This window comes from Pseudomonas sp. GW821-FHT09E12, from assembly GCF_059416085.1.
Genome location: NZ_JBWKOM010000007.1, coordinates 256707 through 281811, shown reverse-complemented (window position 1 = coordinate 281811; position 25105 = coordinate 256707). Strand labels below are relative to the sequence as shown.

At 62.3% G+C, this 25105-nt stretch carries 22 protein-coding genes and 1 pseudogene; 7 read left to right on the top strand and 16 right to left on the bottom strand.

Annotated features, from left to right (window positions below; translation table 11 throughout):
• Nucleotides 1-24: 24 nt before the first annotated feature.
• Both ligD and ku read right to left on the bottom strand, forming a co-directional pair.
• Entirely contained in the window at nt 25-2556 is a 2532-nt protein-coding gene (gene ligD, locus AC07PQ_RS21740) for a DNA ligase D (protein ID WP_493186238.1), read from the bottom strand.
• A gap of 31 nt (nt 2557-2587) precedes the next feature.
• A complete protein-coding gene (gene ku / locus AC07PQ_RS21735) occupies nt 2588-3472 on the bottom strand; it encodes a non-homologous end joining protein Ku (protein WP_493186239.1) in 885 nt (294 codons plus the stop codon).
• A 215-nt stretch (nt 3473-3687) separates the two neighbouring features.
• On the opposite strand from ku, the gene AC07PQ_RS21730 reads away from it, so the two are divergent.
• Together AC07PQ_RS21730 and AC07PQ_RS21725 are read left to right on the top strand one after the other, a co-directional pair.
• Entirely contained in the window at nt 3688-4053 is a 366-nt protein-coding gene (locus AC07PQ_RS21730) for a hypothetical protein (protein WP_007926424.1), read from the top strand.
• A 67-nt stretch (nt 4054-4120) separates the two neighbouring features.
• Nucleotides 4121-5272 (top strand): PQQ-dependent sugar dehydrogenase, encoded by a 1152-nt coding sequence (locus AC07PQ_RS21725; protein WP_493186240.1) that lies wholly within the window; start codon nt 4121-4123, stop codon nt 5270-5272.
• A 112-nt stretch (nt 5273-5384) separates the two neighbouring features.
• On the opposite strand, the gene rimI is transcribed toward AC07PQ_RS21725, so the two are convergent.
• Complete coding sequence (gene rimI / locus AC07PQ_RS21720) at nt 5385-6491, bottom strand: ribosomal protein S18-alanine N-acetyltransferase (protein WP_493186241.1); 1107 nt, start codon at nt 6489-6491, stop codon at nt 5385-5387.
• A 176-nt stretch (nt 6492-6667) separates the two neighbouring features.
• Here rimI and AC07PQ_RS21715 point away from each other — a divergent pair, with 176 nt between their 5' ends.
• Both AC07PQ_RS21715 and AC07PQ_RS21710 read left to right on the top strand, forming a co-directional pair.
• Entirely contained in the window at nt 6668-8170 is a 1503-nt protein-coding gene (locus AC07PQ_RS21715; RefSeq protein WP_493186242.1) for a RimK family ATP-grasp domain-containing protein, read from the top strand.
• A gap of 7 nt (nt 8171-8177) precedes the next feature.
• The gene (locus AC07PQ_RS21710) at nt 8178-9119 is read left to right on the top strand and encodes a magnesium transporter CorA family protein (protein ID WP_492570347.1); all 942 of its coding nucleotides are present in this window, start codon (nt 8178-8180) and stop codon (nt 9117-9119) included.
• Between the two features lie 4 nt (nt 9120-9123).
• Here the strand turns inward: AC07PQ_RS21710 and map are convergent, their stop codons facing one another.
• Together map and AC07PQ_RS21700 are read right to left on the bottom strand one after the other, a co-directional pair.
• On the bottom strand, nt 9124-9888 hold the full coding sequence (gene map, locus AC07PQ_RS21705) for a type I methionyl aminopeptidase (RefSeq protein WP_493186243.1): 765 nt from the start codon (nt 9886-9888) through the stop codon (nt 9124-9126).
• Nucleotides 9885-10088, bottom strand: coding sequence for a ParD-like family protein (locus tag AC07PQ_RS21700; RefSeq protein WP_007926402.1), 204 nt, complete (start codon nt 10086-10088; stop codon nt 9885-9887). The genes map and AC07PQ_RS21700 overlap by 4 nt, the downstream gene beginning before the upstream one ends.
• A gap of 266 nt (nt 10089-10354) precedes the next feature.
• Between AC07PQ_RS21700 and ilvA the strand changes: the two are divergent.
• A pseudogene (gene ilvA, locus AC07PQ_RS21695) lies at nt 10355-11362 on the top strand (threonine ammonia-lyase, biosynthetic); the annotation flags it as partial.
• A gap of 198 nt (nt 11363-11560) precedes the next feature.
• Here the strand turns inward: ilvA and eco are convergent.
• Nucleotides 11561-12043, bottom strand: coding sequence for a serine protease inhibitor ecotin (gene eco / locus AC07PQ_RS21690; protein ID WP_102681206.1), 483 nt, complete (start codon nt 12041-12043; stop codon nt 11561-11563).
• A 473-nt stretch (nt 12044-12516) separates the two neighbouring features.
• Here eco and AC07PQ_RS21685 point away from each other — a divergent pair, with 473 nt between their 5' ends.
• A complete protein-coding gene (locus tag AC07PQ_RS21685) occupies nt 12517-12786 on the top strand; it encodes a DUF1652 domain-containing protein (RefSeq protein WP_007926398.1) in 270 nt (89 codons plus the stop codon).
• A 147-nt stretch (nt 12787-12933) separates the two neighbouring features.
• Here AC07PQ_RS21685 and AC07PQ_RS21680 read toward each other — a convergent pair whose 3' ends face one another.
• The 8 genes from AC07PQ_RS21680 to AC07PQ_RS21645 form a co-directional block, all read right to left on the bottom strand.
• Nucleotides 12934-13194: a DUF2790 domain-containing protein gene (locus AC07PQ_RS21680; protein ID WP_007926396.1), complete on the bottom strand. Its 261-nt coding sequence runs from the start codon at nt 13192-13194 to the stop codon at nt 12934-12936.
• Between the two features lie 278 nt (nt 13195-13472).
• A complete protein-coding gene (locus AC07PQ_RS21675) occupies nt 13473-15044 on the bottom strand; it encodes a hypothetical protein (RefSeq protein WP_493186244.1) in 1572 nt (523 codons plus the stop codon).
• 245 nt (nt 15045-15289) lie between these two features.
• Nucleotides 15290-15835 carry a DUF3304 domain-containing protein gene (locus tag AC07PQ_RS21670; RefSeq protein ID WP_493186245.1) on the bottom strand — a complete coding sequence of 182 codons (546 nt, stop codon included), beginning with the start codon at nt 15833-15835 and terminating at the stop codon, nt 15290-15292.
• 70 nt (nt 15836-15905) lie between these two features.
• Complete coding sequence (locus AC07PQ_RS21665; RefSeq protein ID WP_493186246.1) at nt 15906-16406, bottom strand: DUF3304 domain-containing protein; 501 nt, start codon at nt 16404-16406, stop codon at nt 15906-15908.
• Nucleotides 16407-16496: 90 nt separating this feature from the next.
• A complete protein-coding gene (locus tag AC07PQ_RS21660) occupies nt 16497-16994 on the bottom strand; it encodes a DUF3304 domain-containing protein (protein ID WP_493186247.1) in 498 nt (165 codons plus the stop codon).
• A 4-nt stretch (nt 16995-16998) separates the two neighbouring features.
• Entirely contained in the window at nt 16999-17838 is an 840-nt protein-coding gene (locus AC07PQ_RS21655; RefSeq protein WP_493186248.1) for a DUF4123 domain-containing protein, read from the bottom strand.
• Nucleotides 17835-19907, bottom strand: coding sequence for a type VI secretion system Vgr family protein (locus tag AC07PQ_RS21650; RefSeq protein ID WP_493186249.1), 2073 nt, complete (start codon nt 19905-19907; stop codon nt 17835-17837). The genes AC07PQ_RS21655 and AC07PQ_RS21650 overlap by 4 nt, the downstream gene beginning before the upstream one ends.
• Nucleotides 19908-20238: 331 nt before the next feature.
• Nucleotides 20239-21267, bottom strand: coding sequence for an NAD-dependent epimerase (locus AC07PQ_RS21645; protein WP_037034791.1), 1029 nt, complete (start codon nt 21265-21267; stop codon nt 20239-20241).
• Between the two features lie 774 nt (nt 21268-22041).
• Between AC07PQ_RS21645 and AC07PQ_RS21640 the strand changes: the two genes are divergently transcribed.
• A complete protein-coding gene (locus tag AC07PQ_RS21640; protein WP_493186250.1) occupies nt 22042-23352 on the top strand; it encodes an OprD family porin in 1311 nt (436 codons plus the stop codon).
• Between the two features lie 145 nt (nt 23353-23497).
• On the opposite strand, the gene AC07PQ_RS21635 is transcribed toward AC07PQ_RS21640, so the two are convergent.
• A complete protein-coding gene (locus AC07PQ_RS21635) occupies nt 23498-24115 on the bottom strand; it encodes a transglycosylase SLT domain-containing protein (protein ID WP_007932904.1) in 618 nt (205 codons plus the stop codon).
• 50 nt (nt 24116-24165) lie between these two features.
• A complete protein-coding gene (locus tag AC07PQ_RS21630) occupies nt 24166-25104 on the bottom strand; it encodes a carbohydrate kinase family protein (protein WP_493186372.1) in 939 nt (312 codons plus the stop codon).
• Nucleotide 25105: the final 1 nt, after the last annotated feature.

Sequence of the window (25105 nt, the reverse complement as noted above, 5' to 3'; positions counted from 1 at the left end):
CGAGGCTGGCCCGCGATCACGTCCTCAAGGCTTGTCCACTCCCAACTGCTGCCACATCTTCGCGGTGATCCGCTGCCGATGGGCGTAGCCGTGCCACGGATCCCGGGGCAAGGCCTCCAGGCGTTGCCTCAGGTTCGCCACGTTCCACTGCTGGGCATGCCGGACATCGCCCAGTTCATCCCGCGCGATAGGCACCGAGACCGGCAGCCCGGGGCGGGCCCGTACCGAATAGGCGGCCACGGTGCTGGCGCCACGGGTGTTGCGCAGGTAATCGACGAAGATTTTGCCGACCCGGTTTTTCGGGCCCATGGTCGCGGTGATGCGCTCCGGCAACTGCTGCGCCATGAATTGCGCGATGGCCTTGGCGAAACCCTTGACCATATCCCAGTCGGCCTTGCGCGCCAGCGGCACGATCAGGTGCATGCCTTTGCCGCCGCTGGTTTTCAGGAAGACCTGCAAACCCAGCTCATCGAGCACCGAAAGGGTCAGTTGGGTGGCCTCCAGCATGCTTTTCCAGGGCAGCGCCGGGTCCGGGTCGAGGTCGAGCACGAACAGGTCCGGGGTTTCGATCTGGTCGTGGGTCGCGCCCCAGGTGTGCAACTCGATGGTGCCCATCTGCACCGCGCCGATCAGCGCCGCAGTACTGTCGATTTCCATCAGGCGCGCGTGGCCGGGGTCCAGCGCCGGGTCGAGGTGGCGGATATGGGGGATGGCCAGGTGCTCGGCATGTTTCTGGAAAAACTGCTCGCCTTCCACCCCTTCGGGGGCCCGCAGCAAGGACACCGGGCGGTTGCGCAGGTGCGGCAGGATCTGCTCGTCGATGCTGGCGTAGAACTGCGCCAGTTGCAGCTTGGTGGTGCCGGACTGCTGGTCGATGACCCGATCCGGGTGGGTGATCCTGACCCCGGCGACGCTGTGGACGGCCGATTTGTCCGAACGGGAGGCCGTGCCCCGGCTGCGGGTCTCGACGGCGTTGGAGGTCTGCGGCTGCTCGCGAACGATTTCCCTGGCCGGCTTATCGCTGCGCAGAGCGACGAACGCCGCCTGGCGCACCACCTGCTCGCGGGTCCACTCGGCGAACTCGACTTCGGCCACCAGCTGCGGCTCGATCCAGTGCACGCCGCGGGCCTGGGCCGCGGTCAGGGGCTTGGCCAGGGGCGATGAGTCCCGTTCAAATTCCTGCATCCGCCCATGCAGATGCTTCAAGGTCTGCTGGTCGAAACCGGTGCCGACCCGGCCGGCGTACACCAGCCCGCTCGCGTCGTTGACTCCCAGCAGCAGGGCGCCAAAGCCGCTGCGCGAACCTTGCGGCTTGGTATAGCCGACCACCACGAACTCCTGGCGCAACCGGCATTTGAGCTTGATCCAGTCGCTGCTGCGGCGCGACACATAGGGGCTGCCGGCCCGCTTGCCGATCACCCCCTCGAGGGACAGGGCACAGGCGCTTTCGAGGATGTCGTGGTGCTGGGCGGCGAAGGCTTCGGAAAAACGCAGGACCTTGCTCGACTTGCGAGCGAGCGCCTGCTTGAGGGCCTGACGGCGTTCTTCCACCGGCGTTTCGCGCAAGTCCTCGCCCTGCAGAAAGGGCGCGTCGAACAGGTAATAAATGATGTCCACGCTGCGACCGGTATCGAAGGCGTTCTGCAGCGCCTGGAAGTCCGGCAGGCCTTGGTCGTTGAGCACCACCATTTCGCCGTCCAGCCAGCTGTCCTTGAGCTTCAGGGCGGCCAGGGCCTTGGCTTGCTGGGGCAGGCGGCTGGTCCAGTCGTGACCGTTGCGGGTCAGCAGGCGCACCTCGTCGTCCTGGATTCGCGCCAGGATCCGGTAGCCGTCGAACTTGATCTCGTAGCGCCAGTCGCCGCTGGGCGCCTTGTCCACCAGGGCCGCTAACTGCGGCGCCAGGCTTTGCGGCAGGACCACGGCTTTTTTCCCCGATGGTTTTTTCTCGGCTTTTTTTGCGGCCTGGGGTTTGGCGCTGGCAGCTTTGCGGTCGCCCACTGTGGCGCCACTGAGCACGCTCCTGGGCAGGGCCCGGACCACATCGTACTCGTCGCTCGGTCGCGCCTGGGCATCCTGCTCCTTGATCAGCAGCCACTGTTCCTTGTCGCCGCTGCCGTGCATATGGGTGCGCACCAGGGTCCAGTCGCCGCCGAGCTTTTCGCCGATCAGGGTGAACTTGAGCTTGCCCGCCCGGTAGCCGGCCTCGGGGTCGTCATGGGGTTGCCAGACGCCATGGTCCCAGACGATCACATCACCGGCACCGTATTGCCCGGCGGGGATGCTGCCCTCGAAATCGCCATAGCTCAGCGGGTGGTCCTCGACATGCACCGCCAGGCGTTTTTGTGTGGGGTCCAGGCTCGGGCCCTTGGGCACCGCCCAGCTTTTCAGGCTGCCGCCCAGTTCCAGGCGAAAGTCGTAATGCAGGTTGCGCGCATCGTGCTTCTGGATCACGAAACGCAGGGCCGAGGGGGACTTGGCGGAGGCTTTGTCCGCCGCCGGCTCCGAGGTGATCGCGAAGTTGCGCTTGCGCTGGTATTCACTCAGGGATTTGGCCATGACCCACTACCTTGTATGGCGAGCCGGCGGTTCAGGCACGGGATCGCTTGGTGGCTTTCTTGGCTGCCGCGGGTTTGTCCGCGGCCTTGCCGGGCTTGTCCGGGCTGGCGGGCGCCTTGCTCCTGGACTTGGCGCCCAGGCTGCGCTTGAGCATCTCGGTCAGGTCGATGATGTCGGCGCTCTGGCGTTGCTCTTCGCCGGCGACGCTTTCCACGTCCTCGATCTTGCCGGCCCGGGCCTTTTTCTCCACCAGGGCCATGATCTTGTCGGTGAAACTGTCGCGGTATTGTTCAGGCTGCCAATCGGCGCTCATGTCCGCCACCAGGCGCTTGGCCATGTCCCGTTCGCCCTTGGTCAGGTCCGGCTGGGTCACCTCTGGCCCCAGGGTCAGTTCGTCGAGGCTGCGCACCTCGGCCGGCCAGCGCAGCATTACCAGCACCAGCGCCGACTCCAGCGGCATCAGCGCCGCCAGATGCTGGCGGGTGTGCAGCACCACCAGGGCCAGGGCGACTTTCGAGGTGCTCTGCAGGGTTTCGCGCAGCAGCGCATAGACCTTGCCGCCACGCTTGTCGGGGGCCAGGAAGTAGGGAGTGTCGATGTTCTGCAACGGGATCTGCTGGCTGTCGACGAAGGCGAAGATGTCGATGGTCTGGGTCGCCAGCGGGTGGGCCGAGCGGATCTCGTCCTCGCTGAGCAGCACATAGCGGCCTTTTTCGTAGGCCACGCCTTTGACGATATGTTCCTTGCCGACTTCCTTGCCGGTGACCTTGTTGACCCGCTTGTAACCCACCGGGTCCATGCTGCGCTGGTCCAGCCAGTCGAAGTCGACGCCCTGGGAGGCGGTCGCCGAGACCAGCGCCACCGGAATGTGAACCAGACCGAAACTGATCGCGCCTTTCCAGATTGCCCGTGCCATGAGTCTGTCCCCGTATTGACTGTGGAATCGCCATGCAGCGACTGGTTTTCAGGTGACCCGTGGCGCGGCGCGAAAGTTTCCCTGGGGTGCTGGCCTGCATAGGCAAGCCGATAACTCGTGTTACATGTCTGACGGATTATTTAATTAACAAGGCCGAACGCGCGACGTAGCCTGGACTCGAATGCGATAACTCGTCGCCATCCAAGAGGGTCGCCATGGACAACCTGCTTCGCTGTCTTGTCGTGTTCGCACTGATGAGCGGGGCCAGCACCGCGGTATTCGCCGCGCCCCAGGCAGCGTATACGGGCAGCAGCCCGACGTCCGCCATGCTGTTGGCGCAGAACCTGCCCGGCAGCAACAACAACCCCTACAACAGCCCGATTCGTCGGGCCAACCCCAACAGCATGCAGGGCACCCAGCCCAGCGCCCCGACTGTCCGTGGGGTTAATCCGGTGCCGGTGCAACGCCCTCCGACCCTGGAGAACGGCGGCATCGGCAACGGCTACCCGCGCACCATCACCCAGCCAAGGATCATCGATCCGACACCCGTGACCCCACCGCGTAACCAACAGCAGCGATAAACGCTGACCGCCCGAGGCCGATGCCGGCTCCGGGCGGAAACCTTTTTATCGACAGAAGGAATCGTGCATGTTGCGTAAAACCCTCTTGGCAACCGTCTGTGCCAGTCTTTTTCTGAGCAGTGCGCTACCGGTCGCGGCCGCCCCCAGTCAACCGTTGCAGAGCGAGCTGGGCCCCCTCAGCGTGACCCCGCTGGTCGAAGGCCTGGATCACCCCTGGGCCCTGGCGTTCCTGCCGGACCGCCAGGGCATCCTGGTGACCGAGCGGCCGGGCAACCTGCGGCTGGTTGGCGCCGACGGCAAGCTCTCGGCGCCCCTGGGCGGCGTGCCGCAGGTCTGGGCCAAGGGGCAGGGTGGCTTGCTGGATGTGGTGCTGTCGCCGGACTTCAAGCAGGACCGCCTGGTCTACCTGTCCTACGCCGAAGGTGGTGGCGAGGGTGGCACGGCGGGGACGGCGGTGGGGCGCGGACGGCTGTCCGAGGACCTGAAGACGCTCAAGGACTTCCAGGTGATTTTCCGCCAGGCGCCCAAGCTCTCCACCGGCAACCATTTCGGTTCGCGCCTGGTGTTCGACCGCGACGGCTATCTGTTCATCACCCTGGGGGAAAACAACGATCGCCCGACCGCCCAGGACCTGGACAAGCTGCAGGGCAAGATCGTGCGCCTGTATCCGGATGGCAGGATTCCGCAGGACAACCCCTTTGTCGGCCAGCCGGGCGTGCGCCCGGAGATCTGGTCCTACGGCCACCGCAACCCCCAGGGCGCGGCGCTCAACCCCTGGAGCGGCACCCTGTGGGATAACGAGCACGGGCCCAAGGGCGGCGACGAAATCAACCTGATCGAGCGTGGCAAGAACTACGGCTGGCCCCTGGCGACCCACGGCATCAACTATTCCGGTGCGCCGATTCCCGAAGCCCAGGGCAAGACTGCCCCAGGCACCGTGGGCCCGCGGCATGTCTGGGAGAAATCCCCCGGCATCAGCGGCATGGCCTTCTACGACGGCGACCGCTTCAAGGCCTGGCAACACAACCTGTTCATCGGCGCCCTGGCGTCCCAGGAGCTGATCCGCCTGCAATTCGACGGCGACAAGGTGGGCCACGAAGAGCGCCTGCTGGGTGAACTCAAAGAGCGCATCCGCGACGTGCGCCAGGGGCCGGACGGTTATCTGTATGTGCTGACCGACGAGGACAAGGGCCGGCTGTACAAGGTTGGCCTGGAATAACCCAGGCCCTTCTTCTGTAGGAGCGAAGCTTGCTCGCGAAAAAATCTTCAACGACAACGCGTGTTGGCAGGATGAATCGCCGCTTCGCGGCTATCGCGAGCAAGCTTCGCTCCTACAGAGGCACTGCGGGCGGGTAGAGGATCACCGCCGCTTGCAGCTTGCCGCTGCCGAAACGGCACATCTTGGCGAACTCGCCGTGGCTCACCGGCAGATGCTGGCAATCCATCGGCTGGCGGTGCTGGCTGTGGTCGACATCGGGATCGTGCAGGTAGACGAACTCTTCGTCGCAGTCGGTGACCATTACCCAATGCGGGGCCTTGGAGCGGGTCAGGCGGTAGCTGCTGATCAGCACCAGGGGCTGGCCGCCATCGGCCAGCAGCTTCGGCAGGTCCAGCGGGCCGCCCAGCACCTGCAAGACGTCGCTGCTATCCAGCTGGGCGCAGAACTCCTCATGCACCAAGCGCATGACGTCTTTTTTATGCTCGTCGCGCACCCCGCCGAGAAACAGTGGCCCCCGGGTATTGACCTGCAGCCGGACCCGGAAGCCCCGGCGCCACGCGGCCAGCGCCAGCCCCTGCGGGCTGCAGCCGCCATGGCCGGAGGTCATGAACACGGTGGTCGCCTCGCGCCACAGCTGCAGTTCTTCTCGGCGCTCCAGGGCGCGCCCGGGTTGCAGCGCGGCCATGGCCATCAGCAGGCAGGCCGGGCCGCAAGTGAAGTCGGTGGTCTGCTGGTAATAGGGCACGCGGATGGTGCGGGTCTCGCGATGCTGCAGGATGCGCTTTTCCAGGCGCAGGGCATCGGCGTGGTCCTCGTAGTAGTCGTGCAGCACGGCGAAGCGCCGGTAGCCGCTGCGTTCGTACAGGGCGATGGCCGTCGGGTTGTCGCTGCGCACCTCAAGCCGCAGGTAGGCGCAGTCATGCTCCCGCGCGCAGGCTTCGATCCGCTCCAGCAGGCGCTTGCCCAGGCCCGACCCGCGGGCCTCGACCGCGATGGCGATCGAGTACAGGCGGGCCAGGGAGGTCCCGCGATGGAACAGCACCAAGGCATAACCCAGCAGTTGTTGCTCCTGCTCGGCGACGATCAGGCACGCGTGGGCGCGGCTGATCATCCACTGGAAGCTGCGCACCGTCAGGCGATCGGTGGTGAAACACTGCTGTTCCAGTCGCACTAAAGCAGGCAAGTCCTCAGGTGTGGCAATGCGAAAGACAAGGTCCATATAACCGCCGTAAAAGTTGCGTAACGAAACGAGACTTTCGAAAAAGTTCGTGCTTAATAGAAAAGGTCTTGTTCTTAAGCGGATCAAACATTATGTCAGCGGTACAAGGTCATTGGCGTGGAGTATCCGAGCAAAGTCTGCCGGCGACAATAACTCCGGTTAATTATTTTTCAGCGATGAGTGAAACTTCCAGCCAGTTGCTGATTATTGTCGAGCGCAGGGAAGATTGGGCCTCCTACTTCCCCAGCGAAGACATCCTCAGCGCTCAGGAGTACCTGGAGCAGACCCGTGAAACCCAGCCCGGCAAGCGGGTCCAGGTGATCAACCTGTGCCGCAGCTACAAGTACCTGGGCCACGGTTACTACTGCTCGCTGCTGGCCGAGGCGCGGGGGCACAAGGTGATTCCCTCGGTGCGCACCATCAGCGAGCTGACCCGCAAATCGCTCTACGGCCTGGCCCTGGACGACCTGGATAAAACCCTGGAAAAGGCCCTGAGCAATCATCTTTACAGCGATACCGAAGGTTTTACCCTGACCCTGTACTTCGGCAAGACTCATATCGAACCGTTACAGGAGTTGGCGCGACAGTTATTCGAAGTCTTTCCCTGTCCGATACTGCTGGTGGACTTCAAACGAACTAACGGTTGGCATATCGAAGGGGTGAAGTCCGGCGCCTTACATAAGTTGCGCGAAGACCAGGAAGATCAATTCGCCCATTCCCTGGACAGTTTCAGTCGCAAGATCTGGCGCATGCCGCGCTCGAAAAGATTGGCCCGCTATGACCTGGCGATCCTCCATGACCCGCAGGAAGCCCTGCCACCTTCCAACGCCCGGGCGCTGGAGAATTTTGTCCGGGTTGGCAAGGGCCTGGGCATCGACGTCGAACTGATCGAGAAGAAGGATTACTCGCGTATCGCCGAGTACGACGCCTTGTTGATCCGTGAGACCACCAGCGTCGACAACCACACCTACCGTTTCGCCAAGAAGGCCGAAAGCGAGGGCCTGGTGGTGATGGACGACCCGGCCTCGATCCTGCGCTGCACCAACAAGGTCTACCTGACCGATCTGCTGAAAAGCCACCAGCTGGGCATGCCCGCCACCGAGATTCTCTACAAGGAACGACCGGAAGACTTCGAGCGGGTTGGCGAGCGCCTGGGCTTCCCACTGGTGCTGAAGATTCCCGACGGCTGTTTCTCCCGTGGGGTGATCAAGGTCGAGAGCCAGCAGGCGCTGCTGGAGGCCACCGCCGAGCTGTTCGAGCATTCGGTGTTGCTGCTGGCCCAGGAGTTTTTCTACACCGAGTACGACTGGCGCATCGGCGTGCTCAACCGCAAGCCGATCTTCGCCTGCCAGTACTTCATGTCCAAGGGCCATTGGCAGATCTACAACCACAAGGCCAAGGGCCAGGACATCAACGGCGAATGCCGCACCCTGGCGGTCCACGAGGCGCCGCGGGCGGTGGTGGAACTGGCGGTGAAGACCGCCAACCTGATCGGCGACGGCCTGTACGGCGTCGACCTCAAGCAGTCCGGCGACAAGGTGGTGGTGATCGAAGTCAACGACAACCCCAACATGGACGCCGGCATCGAAGATGCCTACCTGCGCGACGACCTGTATTCCCTGGTGCTCGAGGAGTTCGTCCGCCGCCTGGAGCTCAAGCGCCGCGGGCAGGCCTGGTGAACGGCCGATGATCAAGAGCTACCAGTTGAGCCAGGGCCGCCTGCTGCCGGTGGAGCACCTGGATGCCGAAGTGATGCTGTTCAGCAACCCGGACCCCGCCGAGCGCGATCTGCTGCGCACCGGCTTCAAGCTCGACGAACACGCCCTGGCCTCGGCGCTGGACCCGGACGAGGTGTCGCGCATCGAGTTTCACCCGGACAACCTGTTCCTGATCTGGAAACGCCCGGAGAACTACTCCGGCGGCGGCAGCCTGTCGTTCGAGGTGTCGTCCTGCGGCCTGCTGTTTTCCCCGCAACGCCTGCTGGTGATCGCCCACGACGACAGCCAGCTCAGCGGCCTGGGCGCGCGGCAGGCCCTGAATAGCCCCCTGGATGTGTTGCTGGACCTGCTGTCCACCAACATCCATCACTACCTGGGGCACCTCAAGGTGATCAAGATGGTCGCCCGCGAGTTGCAGCAGCAGTTCAACGACTCGATGGAAAACCGCCACCTGATCCAGATGTTCAACCTCAGCGAGAGCCTGATCTATTACATCAACGCCATTCACAGCAACGGCGCGGTGCTGACCCGGCTGCGCAACCACGCCGAGAAGGCGCACTTCAGCGCCGAGGCCGTCGGCCTGATCGACGACCTGATCATCGAGAACAACCAGTGCTACAAGCAGGCGGAGATCTATTCGACGGTGTTTTCCGGGCTGATCGACGCGCGCGGCAACCTGATGAACAACAACATGAACAGCCTGTTGCGCAAACTGACCCTGATCAACGTGGTGTTCCTGCCGCTGAACCTGATCGCCAGCATCGGCGGCATGTCCGAATTCAGCATGATGACCGCCGGCACCCCGTGGTGGATTGCCTACCCGCTGTTCCTCGTGGCGATGCTGCTGGGGGCAGGGGGGATGGTGCTCGGTCTCAGGCGCCTGGCCGGCGGCAACGGCAAGTGCGCCTGAGGTTTCAGGCCGGTTGCAGGGTCAGTACCTCAAAGCCGTCGCGGGTCACCGCCACCGTGTGTTCCCACTGCGCCGACAGGCCGTTGTCGCGGGTGACCACGGTCCAGCCGTCTTTCAGGCCGCGCACCCGGGCGCTGCCCTGGTTGATCATCGGCTCGATGGTGAACACCATGCCTTCGCGCAGCTCCAGGCCGGTACCGGGGCGACCGAAATGCAGGACCTGCGGCTCTTCGTGCATCTGCCGGCCGATGCCATGGCCGCAGTACTCGCGCACCACGCTGTAGCCCCGGGTTTCGGCGTGTTTCTGGATGGCATGGCCGATATCGCCAAGGCGCGCGCCGGGGCGGACCGCCTTGATGCCTTCCCACATCGCCTCGAAGGTGGTGCTCACCAGGCGCTGGGCCTTGGGGCTGACATTGCCGATCAGGTACATCTTGCTGGAGTCGGCGATAAAGCCGTTCTTTTCCAGGGTGATGTCGATGTTGATGATATCGCCGTCGTTGAGGATGGCCTTCTCATGGGGCATGCCATGGCACACCACTTCGTTGATCGAGGTGTTGATCGAGTAGGGGTAGTTGTACTGGCCCTTGCTGGCCGGACGGGCGCCCAGGTCGTGGCGGATAAAGCGCTCCACGGCCGTGTCCAGCTCCATGGTCGAAAGGCCGGGCGCGACCAGGTCGTCGAGAAAGCTGAACACCGTCGCCAGCAGGCGCCCGGATTCACGCATCAGCGCCAGTTGCTGCGGGGTCTTGATCAGGGCCTGGGTCATGCGCTGCGCCCCCGGATCAGATCGCTCTTGTTCAGCAGCAGTTTGTTGATCAGGTCGTTGTAGGCCAGATGCGGATTGAGCTCGGCCAGCAGGCCGATCTTGATCCAGAACTCGGCCTGGGCGTTGATGGAGCGATCCATGGCGTCGCTGGCGACGCGGATCTGTTCATGCAGTTGATCTGAAATCTTGACGATGCCCACGGGGTTTCTGTCCTGGTAAATATACGAAGCATATACGTTTCGTATATTTTTCGGCAAATGGCAGATAGCTCGACCTGTCATTGGCCATTGACTCACCGGCGACCCGCCGGTTAATTTCCTCGCCATGACTTTTTCCGCATTGCGTTCCCAGCCAAGCATTATTACCGCCATTCCTGATTGGCGGGTCTGACACTGCACCCAACCCGCCCTAGAGGCGGGTTTTTTCTTTCTGTCTCCGGGGCTTTCAACACAGCCAGGAGAGCCGTATGAACCATCCCGCCGAGCCCGACACGCAACTGGACCTGCTTGAGCACTACGTGAAGAAGATTCTCGCGGCGCCGGTCTACGACCTGGCGGTGCGTACGCCATTGCAGCCGGCTCCGGCCCTGTCGGCGGCGCTGGGCAACCAGGTGCTGCTCAAGCGCGAGGACCTGCAACCGACCTTTTCCTTCAAGATCCGCGGCGCCTACAACAAGCTGGTGCAACTCAGCGACGAGCAAAAGCGCCGTGGGGTAATCACCGCCTCCGCCGGCAATCACGCCCAGGGCGTGGCGCTAGCGGCGCGGGAGCTGAGGATCAAGGCGACCATCGTCATGCCTTCCACCACGCCGCAGCTGAAAGTGCAGGGCGTCAGCAGCCGTGGCGCCGAGGCGGTGCTGCAGGGCGATAGTTTTCCCTTTGCCCTGGCCCATGCCCTGCAACTGGCCGAGCGCAGCGGGCAGACCTTCGTCTCGCCCTTCGACGACCCGGACGTGATCGCCGGGCAGGGCACGGTGGGCATGGAGATTTTGCGTCAGTACTCCGGGCGCCTGGACGCAATCTTCGTCCCGGTGGGTGGTGGCGGATTGATCGCCGGCATCGCCGCCTATGTGAAATACCTGCGGCCCGAGGTGCGCATCGTCGGCGTCGAGTCCGAGCACTCCAACTGTCTGCAGCAGGCGTTGCAGGCCGGGGAAAGGGTGGTGCTGCCCAGCGTCGGCACCTTCGCCGACGGCGTTGCCGTGGCGCAGGTCGGTGCCCATTGTTTCGAGCTGTGCCGAGTGCTGGTGGACGAGGTGATCACGGTCAGCAACGACGAACTCTGCTGCGCGATGAAGGACATCTACGACGACACCCGCTCCATCACCGAGCCGTCGGGAGCGCTGGCGGTGGCCGGGATCAAGCAGTACGTGGCCCGCAGCGGCGTACAGGGCGAAACCCTGGTGGCCATCGATTCCGGGGCCAACATCAACTTCGATCGCCTGGGGCAGGTGGCCGAGCGCGCGGCCTTGGGCGCGGTTGCGCTGGTATAAGAAGGGAGCAGGGCCTCTGTAGCCGCTGGCGAAGCCTGCGCACGAGCACGAAGCACTCGCCAGCCGAACCACTGATGCACTGCGTTGCCTGGCCTGGCGGCTACTGCGTCGGAGTGCCGCGCAAACCGATCGCAGCCTGCGGCAGCGGCTCCATCACCCGCGATGTAGCCGCTGCGCAGGTTATTCCGCGCGGGCCTTCTCGACCTTGTCCGCGGCGGACCACAGGCGGTAGCGCACTTCGACGTCCTTGGGGGCGTAGATCACGATTGGCAGCTTGCTGTTGTAGCGCAGCACGAAGCCTTCGCCGACCACCGGCACGAACGCCTGCTTGCTGCTGCCCTCGGGGCAGGCCATCAAGGTGCTCATCGGCCCGCTGACCTTGTCCAGGCGGTAGTAGGGGTAACCCCAGCCTTCCAGGTTCTTCTCTTCCAGGGTGCCGCCCAGGCGCTGACGGTTGCAGTCGACGGTCAGGGTCTTGCCGGCCAGGACCTCGACCTTGAAGTCCTCTTCCTTGGCCTGCTTGGGCAGATGGATCACCTGACGCACAAAACCTTCTTCAGCCTTGGGGTAGGGCGCCACGTCTTCGAGTTTGGCCGCATGGCTCAGGGTGGACAGACCGCTCAACAGCACAGCGATGGCGGTGGATACAGGAAAAAAGCGCATAAGGCCTCCTTGCAGGTTGATCGACGGCTCTCTCCATGGAGGGAACCCTTCACTTGAAACGCCGGGCAGTTTGACTGGGGAACGCCCGGTCATGCAAACCGTGGCCCACTTCGCCGCGGCAGTTAACATGACGTTTTCCTTCAATACCCAGGGATAAGTCGATGATTTATAACGCATGAAAACGAGCGGGAGGACGGCATGCCTGTGTTCCATCCCCTATCGGCGAGAGGCCAGCATCGGGCTCGCAGGAAGCTCCTCCAGCGGACGAAAATCCCAGGACCGAGGGTGAAAAAAAGCCTCACTGCTCAGAGCAAAATAGAATTTAGTGGATGCGCCAATACGGCCTAGTCTAATGAATGGCTTTCTCTTCCAGGGAGGTTTAGTCATGCCGTACGCCGTATTTCGGGGGTGGAATCCCGAGACGATATTCTTGCCATCATTGAATGGCCACTGCACCAACGGAGAGATCTGCCATGTTCTTATCTGCCTTGGAACTGCGCAATATCATTGAATGCAGCTTCCTGCCCAAACGCTGCGAGTGCACCCTGAGCCCCGACCTGCACATGACCGTGAAAGTCTATGGCGACCATGAAACCGACCGCGTGGACCTGGTGGTCACCGGTATCGATGCGGCGAGCCTCAACGGCTGCCGGGAAATCAACGATTTGATCGCCGAGTTGCGCTACGACCTGGCGAATCATCCGGGAAGCCAGCCCATCGCCCTGAAATCCAGGGCTCATTGATAGGCGGCTTTGCCAATGCCTGTGTTGCTTGCCTGGCCTGGATAACCTCCGGGCCAGGCGCAACCTCGACCTTCACCGCGAATAAAATCCCTGCCTGAATCTCGCCGAGCTGCCTGCAACCTTGCACGCGGTAGAGCAGGGCAGCCCTCAGTTCTGATAATTGCAAGCATCCGACAGCTTGCGGTAACTGATGGCTTCCAGCTTGCCCGCCTTGTCGATAAAGGTCATGTCCGCGGTGACCACCTTGCACTCCGGCGTCGCGGGCTCGGTCATCGACACCACCTTGGCCACGTTCAGCGGCATGCCATAGTGATAAGGCACCGGCTGCACCTGGGCTGTGTCCGCCTGAGCCACACCCACGACCCCGGCAAACGCCAGGGCCCCGACCAGCAAAATACGCATATTCATGAGCGTTCTCCGATAAGCCCGACAAAATCGCATCGAGCGCGCCGCGGAGGGCGACAGGGGATTCTGCGCTGCGCGGTCTCGTACAGTTTTGGGCGGCGGGATTAATCGGAGATTAAGTAGGGGGCTAATGATTTGGGAAGGGAAACTGCCTGACGAAATGTGCTTTGCGCAGAAACGCCTATTCGATGTCAGCGGGGGCTTGAAGGCAGGGGGGACACAAGCCCCTGCCTTGCAGGTCGTCAACGCCTTGCCCGACTCCGGGCAGGCATTGAATGCACTTATTTCTTGTCTTTCTCCTTTTCTTCCTCTTCTTTCTCCAGCAGATCGATCCCGCGGATATCGAAGTAGCATTGTCCGCTCACCGACTTGGCTGAGCGCTGAGCCAGGGACTGGACCAACTGGTCATGTATGAAGTGGCCGAACAACAGGCTCACTTCCTCCGGCAATGGCGACAGTTGTTCCTTGAACCATTCCTCCTCCAACAGCACCTGCCACACCAGCATCTGCTGCGGTGTGCCGGCGGCCCTGTAGCCATCCCGCGTGCGGCCGCTGCGCATGCTGCGGGCTTCGCTGTCGACATCTTCCAGCCAGCCGAGTTGTGCCCTTAGTGTCTGGCGCTCGGTTTGCAGTTCCTGGGTGCACTTGAGGCGGGCCTGCCTCTTTTCCGGGGTTTCCACCGGGCGGCTGAACATTCCGGCGCTATTTCCCGCGGCATATTGGCTGGCGTTCAGGCGATCTTCCTCTTCGCCGATTTCCCGCAGGCGCTGCACATAAGGGCGCGAGATCGACGCCAGCCAGCGGATATACAGACGCATATGGCCGAGGAAGGGCGCTTGGTCACCCAGGTTGAGGTTTTTCAGCTGGGCGATGCTGGCCTTGGCGGCCGACTGATACTTCTTGACCAGCCCAAGGGCAGTTTTTCCGTTGATATGGTCGTTGAAGGTGAACAGTCCGGCGGTTTTCATATCGATGTCTGGCAGGTCTTCGATATGTGGGAAGGGCACTCCCGCCTGGAACGCGGCGCGGTACATGCGGTGCAAGCTGACCAGCGCCAGCTCGGCACTGGGTTTCTGCTCGCCGGGCAGCAGGCTGCCACCGATATCCTCGCTGACCCCGGGCATCAGTTCTTCGCGCCACTTGGCGTTGCCTTTGCCGAGCAGGCTGGCCCGCCGGTAAAAGCGCCGCTCGTGGGCGGCGACCAGATGCAGCGCCTGCCTGACCTGCTTGGGCAGGACATTGGCGTCCCCCAGCACGTTACTGGTGGGCACGGGTATATAGTCGTCGATCAGCGGTATATCGCTACGGCTGCGATCCACCGCGTCGAACAGGCCGGCGAACAGAATGACCACCTGGGCGCCCTGGTACTCCACTTTCTCGCCATCGATCAGGCAGCGGTCCAGCAGGCGATACAGAAAGCCCCGAGCCAGGGTGGCGCCGTAGTCGAAGCCGTACACGGACAGTTCGATACGCTTAAGGGGCGGGCCGCTCAAGGCCTTGACCTTGCTCACTTCGTCGTTCAGGTAGTCGATGGCGCCATCGATGCGAATATTGGCTCCAGTCTTGGCTATCTCAGCCATGATGGGGTTGTCGCGCAGGGGCGGTACGACTTCAGCCACGGCGTCAACCACCGCGCCTTTTAACACTTTGAAGACTTTGTAGGGGGCATTTACCAAGTCGCCCAGGTCACGCTTCAAGCGCTCCCACCAGTCATGACCTTTCAGCACATCCTTGAGGATCTTTTTCCCTTCGTCCTTTGCCACATCCTTGGGCACATCGGCTGCCTTGCTGCCAGCGGTATCCACGCCGGCATTGGCGGTAACTGTCAGATCTGCGATGTACTCCGCGCCCATCCCGGAAAGATATCCCCGTCGATAGTTATACGCATCTTTATCCTTTTCGGTGTGGGGGTGAGCCATATACATCTTGGCCACGTTACTGACCCGACCTGTCTGCAGGTCTTTCAGCAAATGGCGTCCAAAACCGTCAAAAAAAAATCCGATCCGCAAGGTTCGTTCACAAGTAGTGACATGCGAGTTATTGAACGGCCCCGCACAGCGGGCACCGGCAGCGGCTGCCAAATCAGCATTACGGGTGCTCATTGGGATTTGGTTTCCTGATCCTTGGCATTAGGCACTGGTGGGGCTTCCTTGAGATTTTCATAAGGTGTGTCCAGATTGGCACTCCAAGCCAGGCGAACTTGGTCACCGGGGAAAAAGTGCACATGTAAATACCGGTCACTGCGCTGGCGCGGAGGGTTGGGGATCTCGATTGACAGGGTTTCTTCCTTAGCCCCCTGTTCATGTTGCGTACGGGTCATGCTCTTGATCCAATCCACCTTCAGTGTTGTGCCTTCTATACGCCAACAACAGGTCATACCCCCTCCACCATTTGCAGCGGCATTCCCTCCCCAGTTGTCATTGACGAAGTAGCTGAAGATGGGGCGTTCCGTATGGTTGTGAGCGTAGAGTGCCGCCCCTGGCGTTCGGCTGTACTGCCAGATGAAGTAAGCAGCGATCAGGCCACCCCAGACCAACACGTTGATCAAGGTCTTCTGTAGTCCAGACAAGGACTTCCAGCGATTTCTGAGCGATTGAATCGATGTCACAACAAACTCCTTGTCGGTCCGAACCTGTTTCTGCATACGGTCATGTTCTTTTGCCCAGGTTGGGCAGTTCGTATCGTTTTAATGATTGATGCTGAAAATCGCTGACTCATTGAGCTTTGGCTTCCTGATCCTTGGTAGCAGGCACCGGAGGCGCTTCCTTGAGGTTTTCGTAAGGTGTGTCCAGGTTGGCACTCCAGGCCAGGCGAACTTGGTCACCGGGGAAAAAGTGCACATGTAAATACCGGTCACTGCGCTGGCGCGGAGGGTTGGGGATCTCGATTGATAGGGTTTCCTTTTTAACCCCCTGACGCACTTGTTCTCCTGTGCGGCCTTTTATCCAGTCCACCTTCAGCGTCCTGCCCTCGATACGCCAGCAACAGGTTGCTCCGCCTCCTGCGTTTGCTGTGGCATTGCCTCCCCAGTTGTCATTGACGAAGTAGCTGAAGATGGGGCGATCAGTTTGGTTATGCACATAGAGCATTGCCCCGGGCATCCGGCTGTACTGCCAGATGAAGTAGGCAGCGATCAGCGTGCCCCACACCAATAGGTTGATCAGGGTTTTCTGAACCTTGGGTAAGGATTTCCAGCGGTTTACGAGTGACGCCATCACCACAGACTCCTTGTCCGGCTGCCTGCAGCCTTTCAACCGATGGCGCCGAAAGCCGCAGAGCGACAACCAGATGGGAATGAAGGCGGCTCATTCGGACCGACGCTCCTGATCCCCGGCATAAAACTCGCGCAGCTCCTCCTTGAGTGGACTGGTGTGTTTGTCACTCCAGGCCATGCGCACCTGATCTCCGGGCAGGAAATGCACATGCAGGGTATCGTCGGTTCGCTTGCGAGGTGGGTTAGGGATCTCGATTGAAAGGGTTTCCTCTTTAACACCTTGGCGTGCTTGTTCACCCGTACGGCTTTTTATCCAGTCCACTTTCAGTGCCTTACCCTCGATACGCCAGCAACAGGTCACACCACCTCCGCCATTTGCAGCGGTATTGCCTCCCCAATGGTCATTGACGAAATAACTGAAGATGGGTCGATCCGTATGGTTATGCCCATAAAGCGCCGCGCCCGGCATGCGGCTGTACTGCCAGATGAAATAACCGGCGACCAGCGCGCCCAGAGCCAACCACTGGATCAGGGTTTTCTGGCGGCCGGGCAGGCGCTTCCAGCGCTTTGCGAGTGACGGCAACGGCATCGCCTCAGGCGCCTTCTTGTGCGGCCAGGGCGTTTTCCAGGGTGTCCCGGTCATCGGTGACCTGACGCAGGATTCCCGCCCATTCGGGGCGCTGGTGCAGTGGGCTGCGGGTGATCAGGCTGTGCAACACGAAGGTCGACTGATCTTCCTGCTGGTCCAGGCCCTGGTCTCTGGCGATCTGCAGCAGGTCTTGCACCTGTTGCAGGCGTTCGCCGTGGCAGTCGCTGGCAAAGGCCTCGGGGGCGACGTTTTCGGTCTGCACCAGCAGTTGCTCGGCGTGGGCGTCATGCTGCAGGCTGTGCATCATCGGCTCATCCAGGCGGATCGGGTGGTACTCGGGCACTTCGCTGTGCGCCGGACCGGCAAGACGCTGCCAGTCTTTTTCGGCCTTGACCCACCAGGTGTCGAGGGGGCCGAACAGCCACTGGTGCCATGGCTGGCCGACTTGCTGGTGGAGCAGGGGCAGTACCTCGGCGCTGTAGCTGCGGATCAGCAGCACCGAATCGTTGGCGTCCTGGCAGACCAGGGCGTCGCCAAGGTGGGTGGCCAACCGATTGGCTGGCAGGGTGCTGCTCAACCAGCCGGCCAGGTTCGAGCCGAACAGTTCGTGGATCGCCACCAGCCGCTCGAACGGTTGACCGGTCATGTCCAGCAGTAGCGGCCCGTCATTGCGCAGCTGGACCAGCTCGGCCTGGTACATCAGGGGCCAGCGGGCGCCTTCCAGTTCACCCAGGGCATTGCGCTGCGGCGCGCTGAGCAGGGCCTGCTCGACGATCGCCGTGAGGCTCAAGCCCTTGGCCGCGGCGTCGACCCAGTCCTGCTGGCCTTGCTGCAAATCGCTCATGGCTGTGCTCCGGACAGAATCGCCTGGCGTTGGCGGATGGCCTTGAGCAGGCACTCGACGCAAATACCCTTGGGCGGTGTCAGGCGCGGTATGGGCGAGTTCAAACGACCCAGCAGCAGGCCGCCGGCCTTGTCGGCGTCAGCGAGCTTCAGCAGTCCCGGCAACAGCGGCGCCGCCGGCGTACCCACGCCCGGCGCGCCTCCGGAGTTGATCTTCACGTCGGCCCCGCTGATGGTCACGCCGCCACCGTCGAGCTTGACGAAGCTGCCGCCGGCCTTGGCCGTCAGTTCCGCGCCTGCCTCGACCACGGCCTTCCCACCGGCCTTGTAATGAATCTCCTGGCCGGCTTCGACGAATTGCGCGGTGCCGATATTGGCGTGCTGGGTGACGGCCACGCTCAGGTGGTCGTTGGCGCGGATTTCGCTTTTTCGGTCGAGGTGGGTGATGCGGTGTTCCTCGGCCTTGAGTTCGGTCAGGGTGTTGGCTTCGACCGTGTCGTGGCGTTGGTTGCCGACGCGGATCCGCTGGTCGTGCTCGACGTTCTCGTCCCAGTCGCGCTGGGCGTGCAGGTAGATCTGCTCGGCGCCTTTCTTGTCTTCGATGCGCAGTTCGTTGTAACCCTTGCCGCCCGGCGAGCTGAGGGTCTTGAAGGTGCTGCGGGTCTTGTTCGCTGGCAGGTCGTAGGGGACCACGTTTTCCTTGTGGTACAGGCAGCCGGTGACCAGGGGCTGGTCGGGGTCGCCTTCGAGGAAGGTCACCAGCACTTCCATGCCAATCCGCGGGATGGCGATGCCGCCGTAGGCCTTGCCGGCCCAGCCGCTGGCGACGCGGACCCAGCAGGAGGTGTTGTCGTCGGCCTGGCCATCGCGGTCCCAGTGGAACTGCACCTTGATCCGGCCGTATTGGTCGCAATGGATTTCTTCGCCCTTGGGCCCGGTGACCACCGCGGTCTGGCTGCCCAGGGACTTGGGTTTCGGGTGTTCCAGCGGCGGGCGGTAGTGGGCGTCCCAGGGCGTGGCGAGGAAGCGGTTGCGATAGCCCTGGTGGAAGTCGTCCTTGTTGCTGGTGACGTCGCTGGTGATGTTCTCGCCCAGCACTTGCGGCTGCTTGCCTTCGTGGATCACCTCCAGCAGCAGCCACAGGTCGTTCCATTCGCTGCGCGGGTGGGCGGCCAGGGTCAGGAAGTGGCCGCTGACCAGGCTCGGCTCGTCACCTTTGCCTTCGGCCAGCCGGTAGTCGCTGCGATGGCGTTCCAGGGCGCGGGTCGCCAGTTGTTTGCCGCGGGCCTGCTGGGTGAACAGGCCGGGGTAGTCGTAGTCTTCCAGGTCCGGCATGAATTCGGACTTGGCCGCGCCCTCGGGCAGCAGGCGCGGCTTCTCGAAGTCATAGTCGCGGCGGCTGACGCGGCTGGTGCGGGTTTCCAGGCGCAGGTTGAAGCGCTTGATCACCGGCTGTTCGGCGGCCATGCCCGAGTCCTGCTGGTAGTTCACCGCCGCCAGCTTGCGGAACACCGTCTGGTCGTCGCCGAACACCAGTTTGTGGCCGCTGGCGCTGTGCTGGAAGTGGAAGTGAATGCCTTCTTCTTCACACAGGCGCTGGATGAAGTGCAGGTCGGATTCGTCGTACTGGGTGCAGTAGACCCGCTCCGGGTAGGTGGCGCCAAGCTGGAAACTGTAGGCGTCGGCCAGGATGCCGCGGGCCTCGAGGACCTGGGCGATGATCTTCGGCACGCTGAGGTGCTGGTAGATCTTCTGATTGAAGTTGTGGCGCAGGTAGTTGAGCTGCGGAGTCAGGCTGATGCTGTAGCGGGTCAGCTTGCGCCCGGAATCGCCCTGGGCGATGCGGTACACCAGGCCGTGGATCAGGCCTTTACCGGTCGCGCCAAAGGTCAGGCAGGCCGGCTTGTGCAGGAGTTCTTCGAGCTTGAGGTCGGGACGCGCGCTGACCAGCTCGATATCGAAGCAGAAGGGTTGATTGAGGGCTTCGCGGCCAACGAAACTGAGGACCTGAAGGTCGACCGAGGCGCCTTCGATCGTCAGGGAAATATGGGTAGCGTTAGCATCCAGCATGCCGTGAAATCCATCCATTGAATAAGCAGGGGGCGGATGGTGCAGGAATAAGCCGGTCGATTCAAGCCGAGGTGGCCGCGGCTTTCCGCCCGCCAGAACATTCAGAAATGTCCGCGATAACCATTACTTATGCCTGACAACCCATCCGGCTAACGCCCTACGGGCATCAGCGGAGTTGGCTGTAAGGGATACGCCGATGGTCGCTCAGGGATTCCCGTGGCGACGCGGGCCGGCGACGGGCCTTCGAGCAGCGAGCCAGCGCCGCAATTGCCGTCGGCCAGTTGGCCCGCAAGGGCGACACAGGCTGTCGCCGGGGCAGGTCGTTGTCGCGTCAGGAACGCGGGGGCAACGGCGGCCGGTAGTAGCTCTGGAACCAATCGACAAAGCGTCCCAGGCCCTCGGCCAGGGGGACCTGAGGGCCGAAGCCGGTGACGTTCTCCAGGGCGCTGGCATCGGCGCAGGTGTTCAGCACGGTGCCGGGCTGCAACGGCAGGTACTCGACCTTTGCCTTGCGCCCGAGCAGTTGCTCCAGGGTGGCGACGTAGTCCTTGAGTTCCACCGAACGTTGCCCGCCGATATTGAACAGACGCCAGGGCGCCATGCTGGTGGCGGGGTCGGGTTGTTCGCGGTTCCACAAGGGGTTGCGCACCGGTGGCTTGCCCAGCAGGCGAACCAGGGATTCGACCAGGTCGTCGATATAGGTGAAGTCGCGCTGGTGCATGCCGTAGTTGAACAGCTTCAGCGGACGGCCTTCGCAGATGGCCCGGGCGAACAGCACCGGCGACATGTCCGGGCGTCCCCAGGGGCCATATACGGTAAAGAAGCGCAGGCCGGTGGCCGGCATGTCGAACAGATGGCTGTAGCTATGGGCCATCAGCTCATTGGCCCTTTTGCTCGCGGCGTACAGCGACAGCGGATGGTCCACGGTGTCGCTGGCCTTGTGCGGCAGTTGATGGTTGGCGCCGTACACCGAACTGGACGACGCGTAAATCAGGTGTTCGGGCGGATAGCGCCGGCACATTTCCAGCAGGTTGAGAAAGCCGCCGAGGTTGTTGTGCAGGTAAGCCTTGGGGTTTTCCAGGGAATAACGTCCCCCGGCCTGGGCCGCCAGATTGATCACCACCTGCGGGCGAACCTGGGCGAACAGCCGGTCGAGGGCTTCGGTATCGCCGAGGTCGAGGCGGTACAGCGGGAACTGTCCCACCTGCTGCTCCACCCAGCGCACCCGGTCGTGCTTGAGTTGCGGGTCGTAGTAGTCGTTGAAATTATCCAGCCCGGTGACCTGATGCCCATCCTTGAGCAAACGCAGTGCGGTATGGGCGCCGATGAAGCCGGCGGCCCCGGTGATCAGGATATTCATGCGCAGAGCGCCCCCGGTACGCGCCAGGGTAAGCCACTGCCCGGGTGACACTGGCGAGCGATGTCCCGCGCGATGGCGAGGGCGACTGCTTGTACCAGGCCGACATGGCCGGTACCAAAAACGCTGACATCCAAGGGAGGAACCTCATCCGTGATGGGTAATGCGTGAGTTTCATGGCCCACTTTTTAAAGAACTGAATAGGTGCAAGTCCTTTTCGCGTTCTTTTTTTGACACTACCACAGCATGGAGACGGTTAATTGGCGTTTTGCCGTGTTATATAAATGACGAAGACGTTTTGTATAACCCTATTTAAGAAATAATAGTGTTTAAAATCAATTAGATAATATGAATGAAAAGCTCATGAAAGCCTTGGGGCAATTCCTGGGTAACAAACCCGGCAGAGCAAATTAATCCGACGAGCGGTAGAGGTTTTTAACGAAAAAACTCATTTTTATCCTGGGTGCAGGCTTACTTGGATCCAAAACCTCTCGAAGCGCCCAATGAATAGCGCCTTGGCCAAGAGCCTGGAGAAAGGCAAAGAGTGTTGGAAATGATCGCTTTATTCCAGGCGAGGGCAGCGCGTTGAAGGAGGGTGTTCAGAGCCAAAGGCTGTAGCCGCTTCAGACTAAAGTCGGGTGTAGCCCGTCAAAGCCATCTGCCATCATTTGCGATCAACATTGATTTGATCAATTCACCTGGCCATAAATGATTCGCCAGATGGATTGCTATTGCCTTTCTTTCATCTGCTTTACCGATGCACTGCTGGAGCTTTTCATGCCTTTCCCTTTGCTGCACTCATTCCGACCGCTGCGTTATCCAACGGTGGGCCTCGGCGCCCTGTGCCTGTGCGCGGGTTTTACCGCCCGGGCCGAGGCCGCGGGTTTCTTCGAAGACAGCAGCGCCAAGCTCGAGTCGCGCACCATCTACTTCAACCGTGACTTCCGCGACGGCCATACCGGCAACGATCAGGGAGCCTCCAAGCGCGAAGAGTCGGCGCAAGGGTTCATTCTCAACCTGCAATCGGGCTACACCGAAGGCACCGTCGGCTTTGGTATCGACGCGCTGGGCATGCTCGGTTTCAAGCTCGATTCCAGCCCCGACCGCAGCAACAGCGGCCTGCTGCCGTCCAGCGGCCAGGACCCGCGGGGTTCCAAGGACCAGTACGCCAAGCTCGGCCTGACGGCCAAGGTGCGCCTGTCGCAGAGCGTGCTCAAGTACGGCGCGCTGCTGCCGGACCTGCCGCTGCTCAAGTACAACGACGGGCGCCTGCTGCCGACCATGTTCAACGGCGCCATGCTCACGTCCAAAGAGATCAAGGACCTGACGTTCACGGCCGCGCGGCTGGACAAATACACCGCCCGGGACTCCACGGACACCCAGGACATCCGGGTGCACTGCAAGAACAAGCGGTATGCCTGCAACGTCACCGCCGACCATTTCGACATGTACGGCATCGACTACAGGTTCAACGATCGCCTGACCGGCCAGTATCACTACGCCGAGCTGGAAGACATCTACCGCCAGCACTTCATCGGCCTGCTGGCCAACCAGCCGCTGGGCCAGGGCGTGCTCAAGGCTGACCTGCGCCTGCTCAAGAGCGCCGACAGCGGCGCCGAGCGCGCCGGTTCCATCGATAACCGCGCCCTGAGCGGCATGCTCGGCTACGCCATCGACGGCCATACCTTCAGCGCCGGCTGGCAGCGCATGAACGGCGACAACTCGATGCCGTACCTCGATGGCAGCAACCCGTACCTGGTCAACTATGTGCAGGTCAACGACTTCGCCGCCGCCCAGGAGCGTTCCTGGCAGTTGCGTTACGACTACGACTTCAAGGCCATCGGCATCAACGGCCTGAGCTTCCTGACCCGCTATGTCAGCGGCGACCATATCAAGGTCCCGGGCAGCGACCAGGAAGGCCGCGAGTGGGAACGCGACAGCGAACTCAAGTACGTGGTGCAGAGCGGCACCTTCAAGGACGTCAGCCTGCGCCTGCGTAACGCCACCTACCGCAGCAACTACGAAAAATACGCGCGGGACGTGGACGAGACGCGGCTGATCGTCAGCTACAACTTCTCGATTCTCTGACGGCGCTGCCGGAAGCTGAATCCGCGATCTGTCTGGATGAACGCATTGGCTGGTTTGCGACTGCTTCGCAGCCGATCGCAGGCTGCGCCAGCGGCTACAGAGCGTGCGCAGGCGGGGGAGATGTGCGCAAGCGCCGTTCGGGCCGTTACAGCCAATGCCAGAAGCGGCTCCAGAAGCCGCGGTTCAACTCTTCCCGGCAGCCGGCGTATTGCTGGCCGTACAGGCTGGAACGGCTTTGCACCTTCATTGCCACGGTTTGCAGCCAGGGCTTGGCCGTATAGGTCTGCCGGCGGTAGCCGCCCCAGCCTTCGTGATAGTTCAGATACTGGCGGTAGGCGTCCTGCTTGGTCACGCCGTTGACCCGTGTGGTCTGGTCCATGTACCAGCCGATAAAGTCGGTGGCGTCGGCGAAGTTGGTGCGGCTGGCCCAGTAGTTGTCGCCCTTGCGCTGGTAGTCACCCCAGACTTCGTCCTTGGCCTGCGGGTAGCCGGCCGCCGTGCTCACCCGGCCCCAGGGAATCACCCACAACAGGTATTTGCGTGGCGGCAAGGCATCCTGCTTGAAGCTCGATTCCTGGTAGATGATCGACAGCGGCACCTGGATCGGCACCCCCCATTTCTCTTCAGTGGCCTTGGCGGCTTTGTACCAGTCGCTTTTTTCGCGAAAGATCTCGCAGATGTCGTTGGGGTTGGCCGGCGGCGAGGTCGCGCAGCCGGTCAGGATGAGGGGGAAGACTACGGCGGCACAGGCAAAACGGGTCAAAGGCAAGGCTCTATTCGGGTCGGTGGGAGCGCCGTGTGGCGCTCCTGCGATCAGTTCAGTTGATGGCGATAGGGCAGGTCCGGTCCGGTCTTGCCACAGGTCAGCGCCGCGGCGCGGATGGCGAACCTGAACATCTGGTCGATCTGGTCCCGGCTCAAGCCCGCCACACCTTCCAACGAATCCAGCTGCCGTTCGGTCAACCAGGCAATCAAGGCGGCCTGGAAGGTGTCGCCGGCGCCCACGGTGTCGGCCATCTTAATCGGCATGGCCGGCGCCGACCAGCGGCCATGCACCCGACTGAACACCGTCGCGCCCTCTGCGCCGCGGGTCAGGAACACCAGCTGGCAGTGATGCTGCAGCCAGCCTTCAATCACGTGCTGTGGATCCTGGCCGGGGTAAAGAAGGTGCAAGTCTTCGTCGCTGACCTTGATCAGGTCGGCCAGCCGGACCAGGGTGTCGATGCGCTGGCGCCACAGCTGGATGTCCGGGGCCGGGTTGAGGCGCACGTTGGGGTCGAGGCTGATCAGGCGCTGGCCGCGCTCGCGACGCACCAGCGCCAGCAGGGTGTCGCCGATCGGTTGCACCACCAGGGAAAACGAACCGATGTGCAGGCCGCGCACCCGGCTGTCGAGCGGTGGCAGGTCGCTGAGCTGCAACTGGCGGTCGGCGCAGCCTTCGCCACGGAAGCTGTATTGCGGCGAGCCGTCGGCGCCCACCGCGACCATCGCCAGGGTGGTCGGCGCCTCGACGTGCAGCAGGTAGTCCTCGCCCACGCCTTCCTCGCGCAGCACCTGCAACAGGCGCCGGCCGAGGTAGTCGGTGGACAGCCCGGCGAACAGCGCCGCGTCCACGCCCAGGCGGCGCAGACCGACCGCGACGTTAAAGGGCGAACCGCCGGCGATGGCCTGGAAGTTGACCCGCGATGCCCGACCGCTGGCATCGTCTTCGCTGAAAAAATCGAACAGTGCTTCACCACAGACCAGATACATA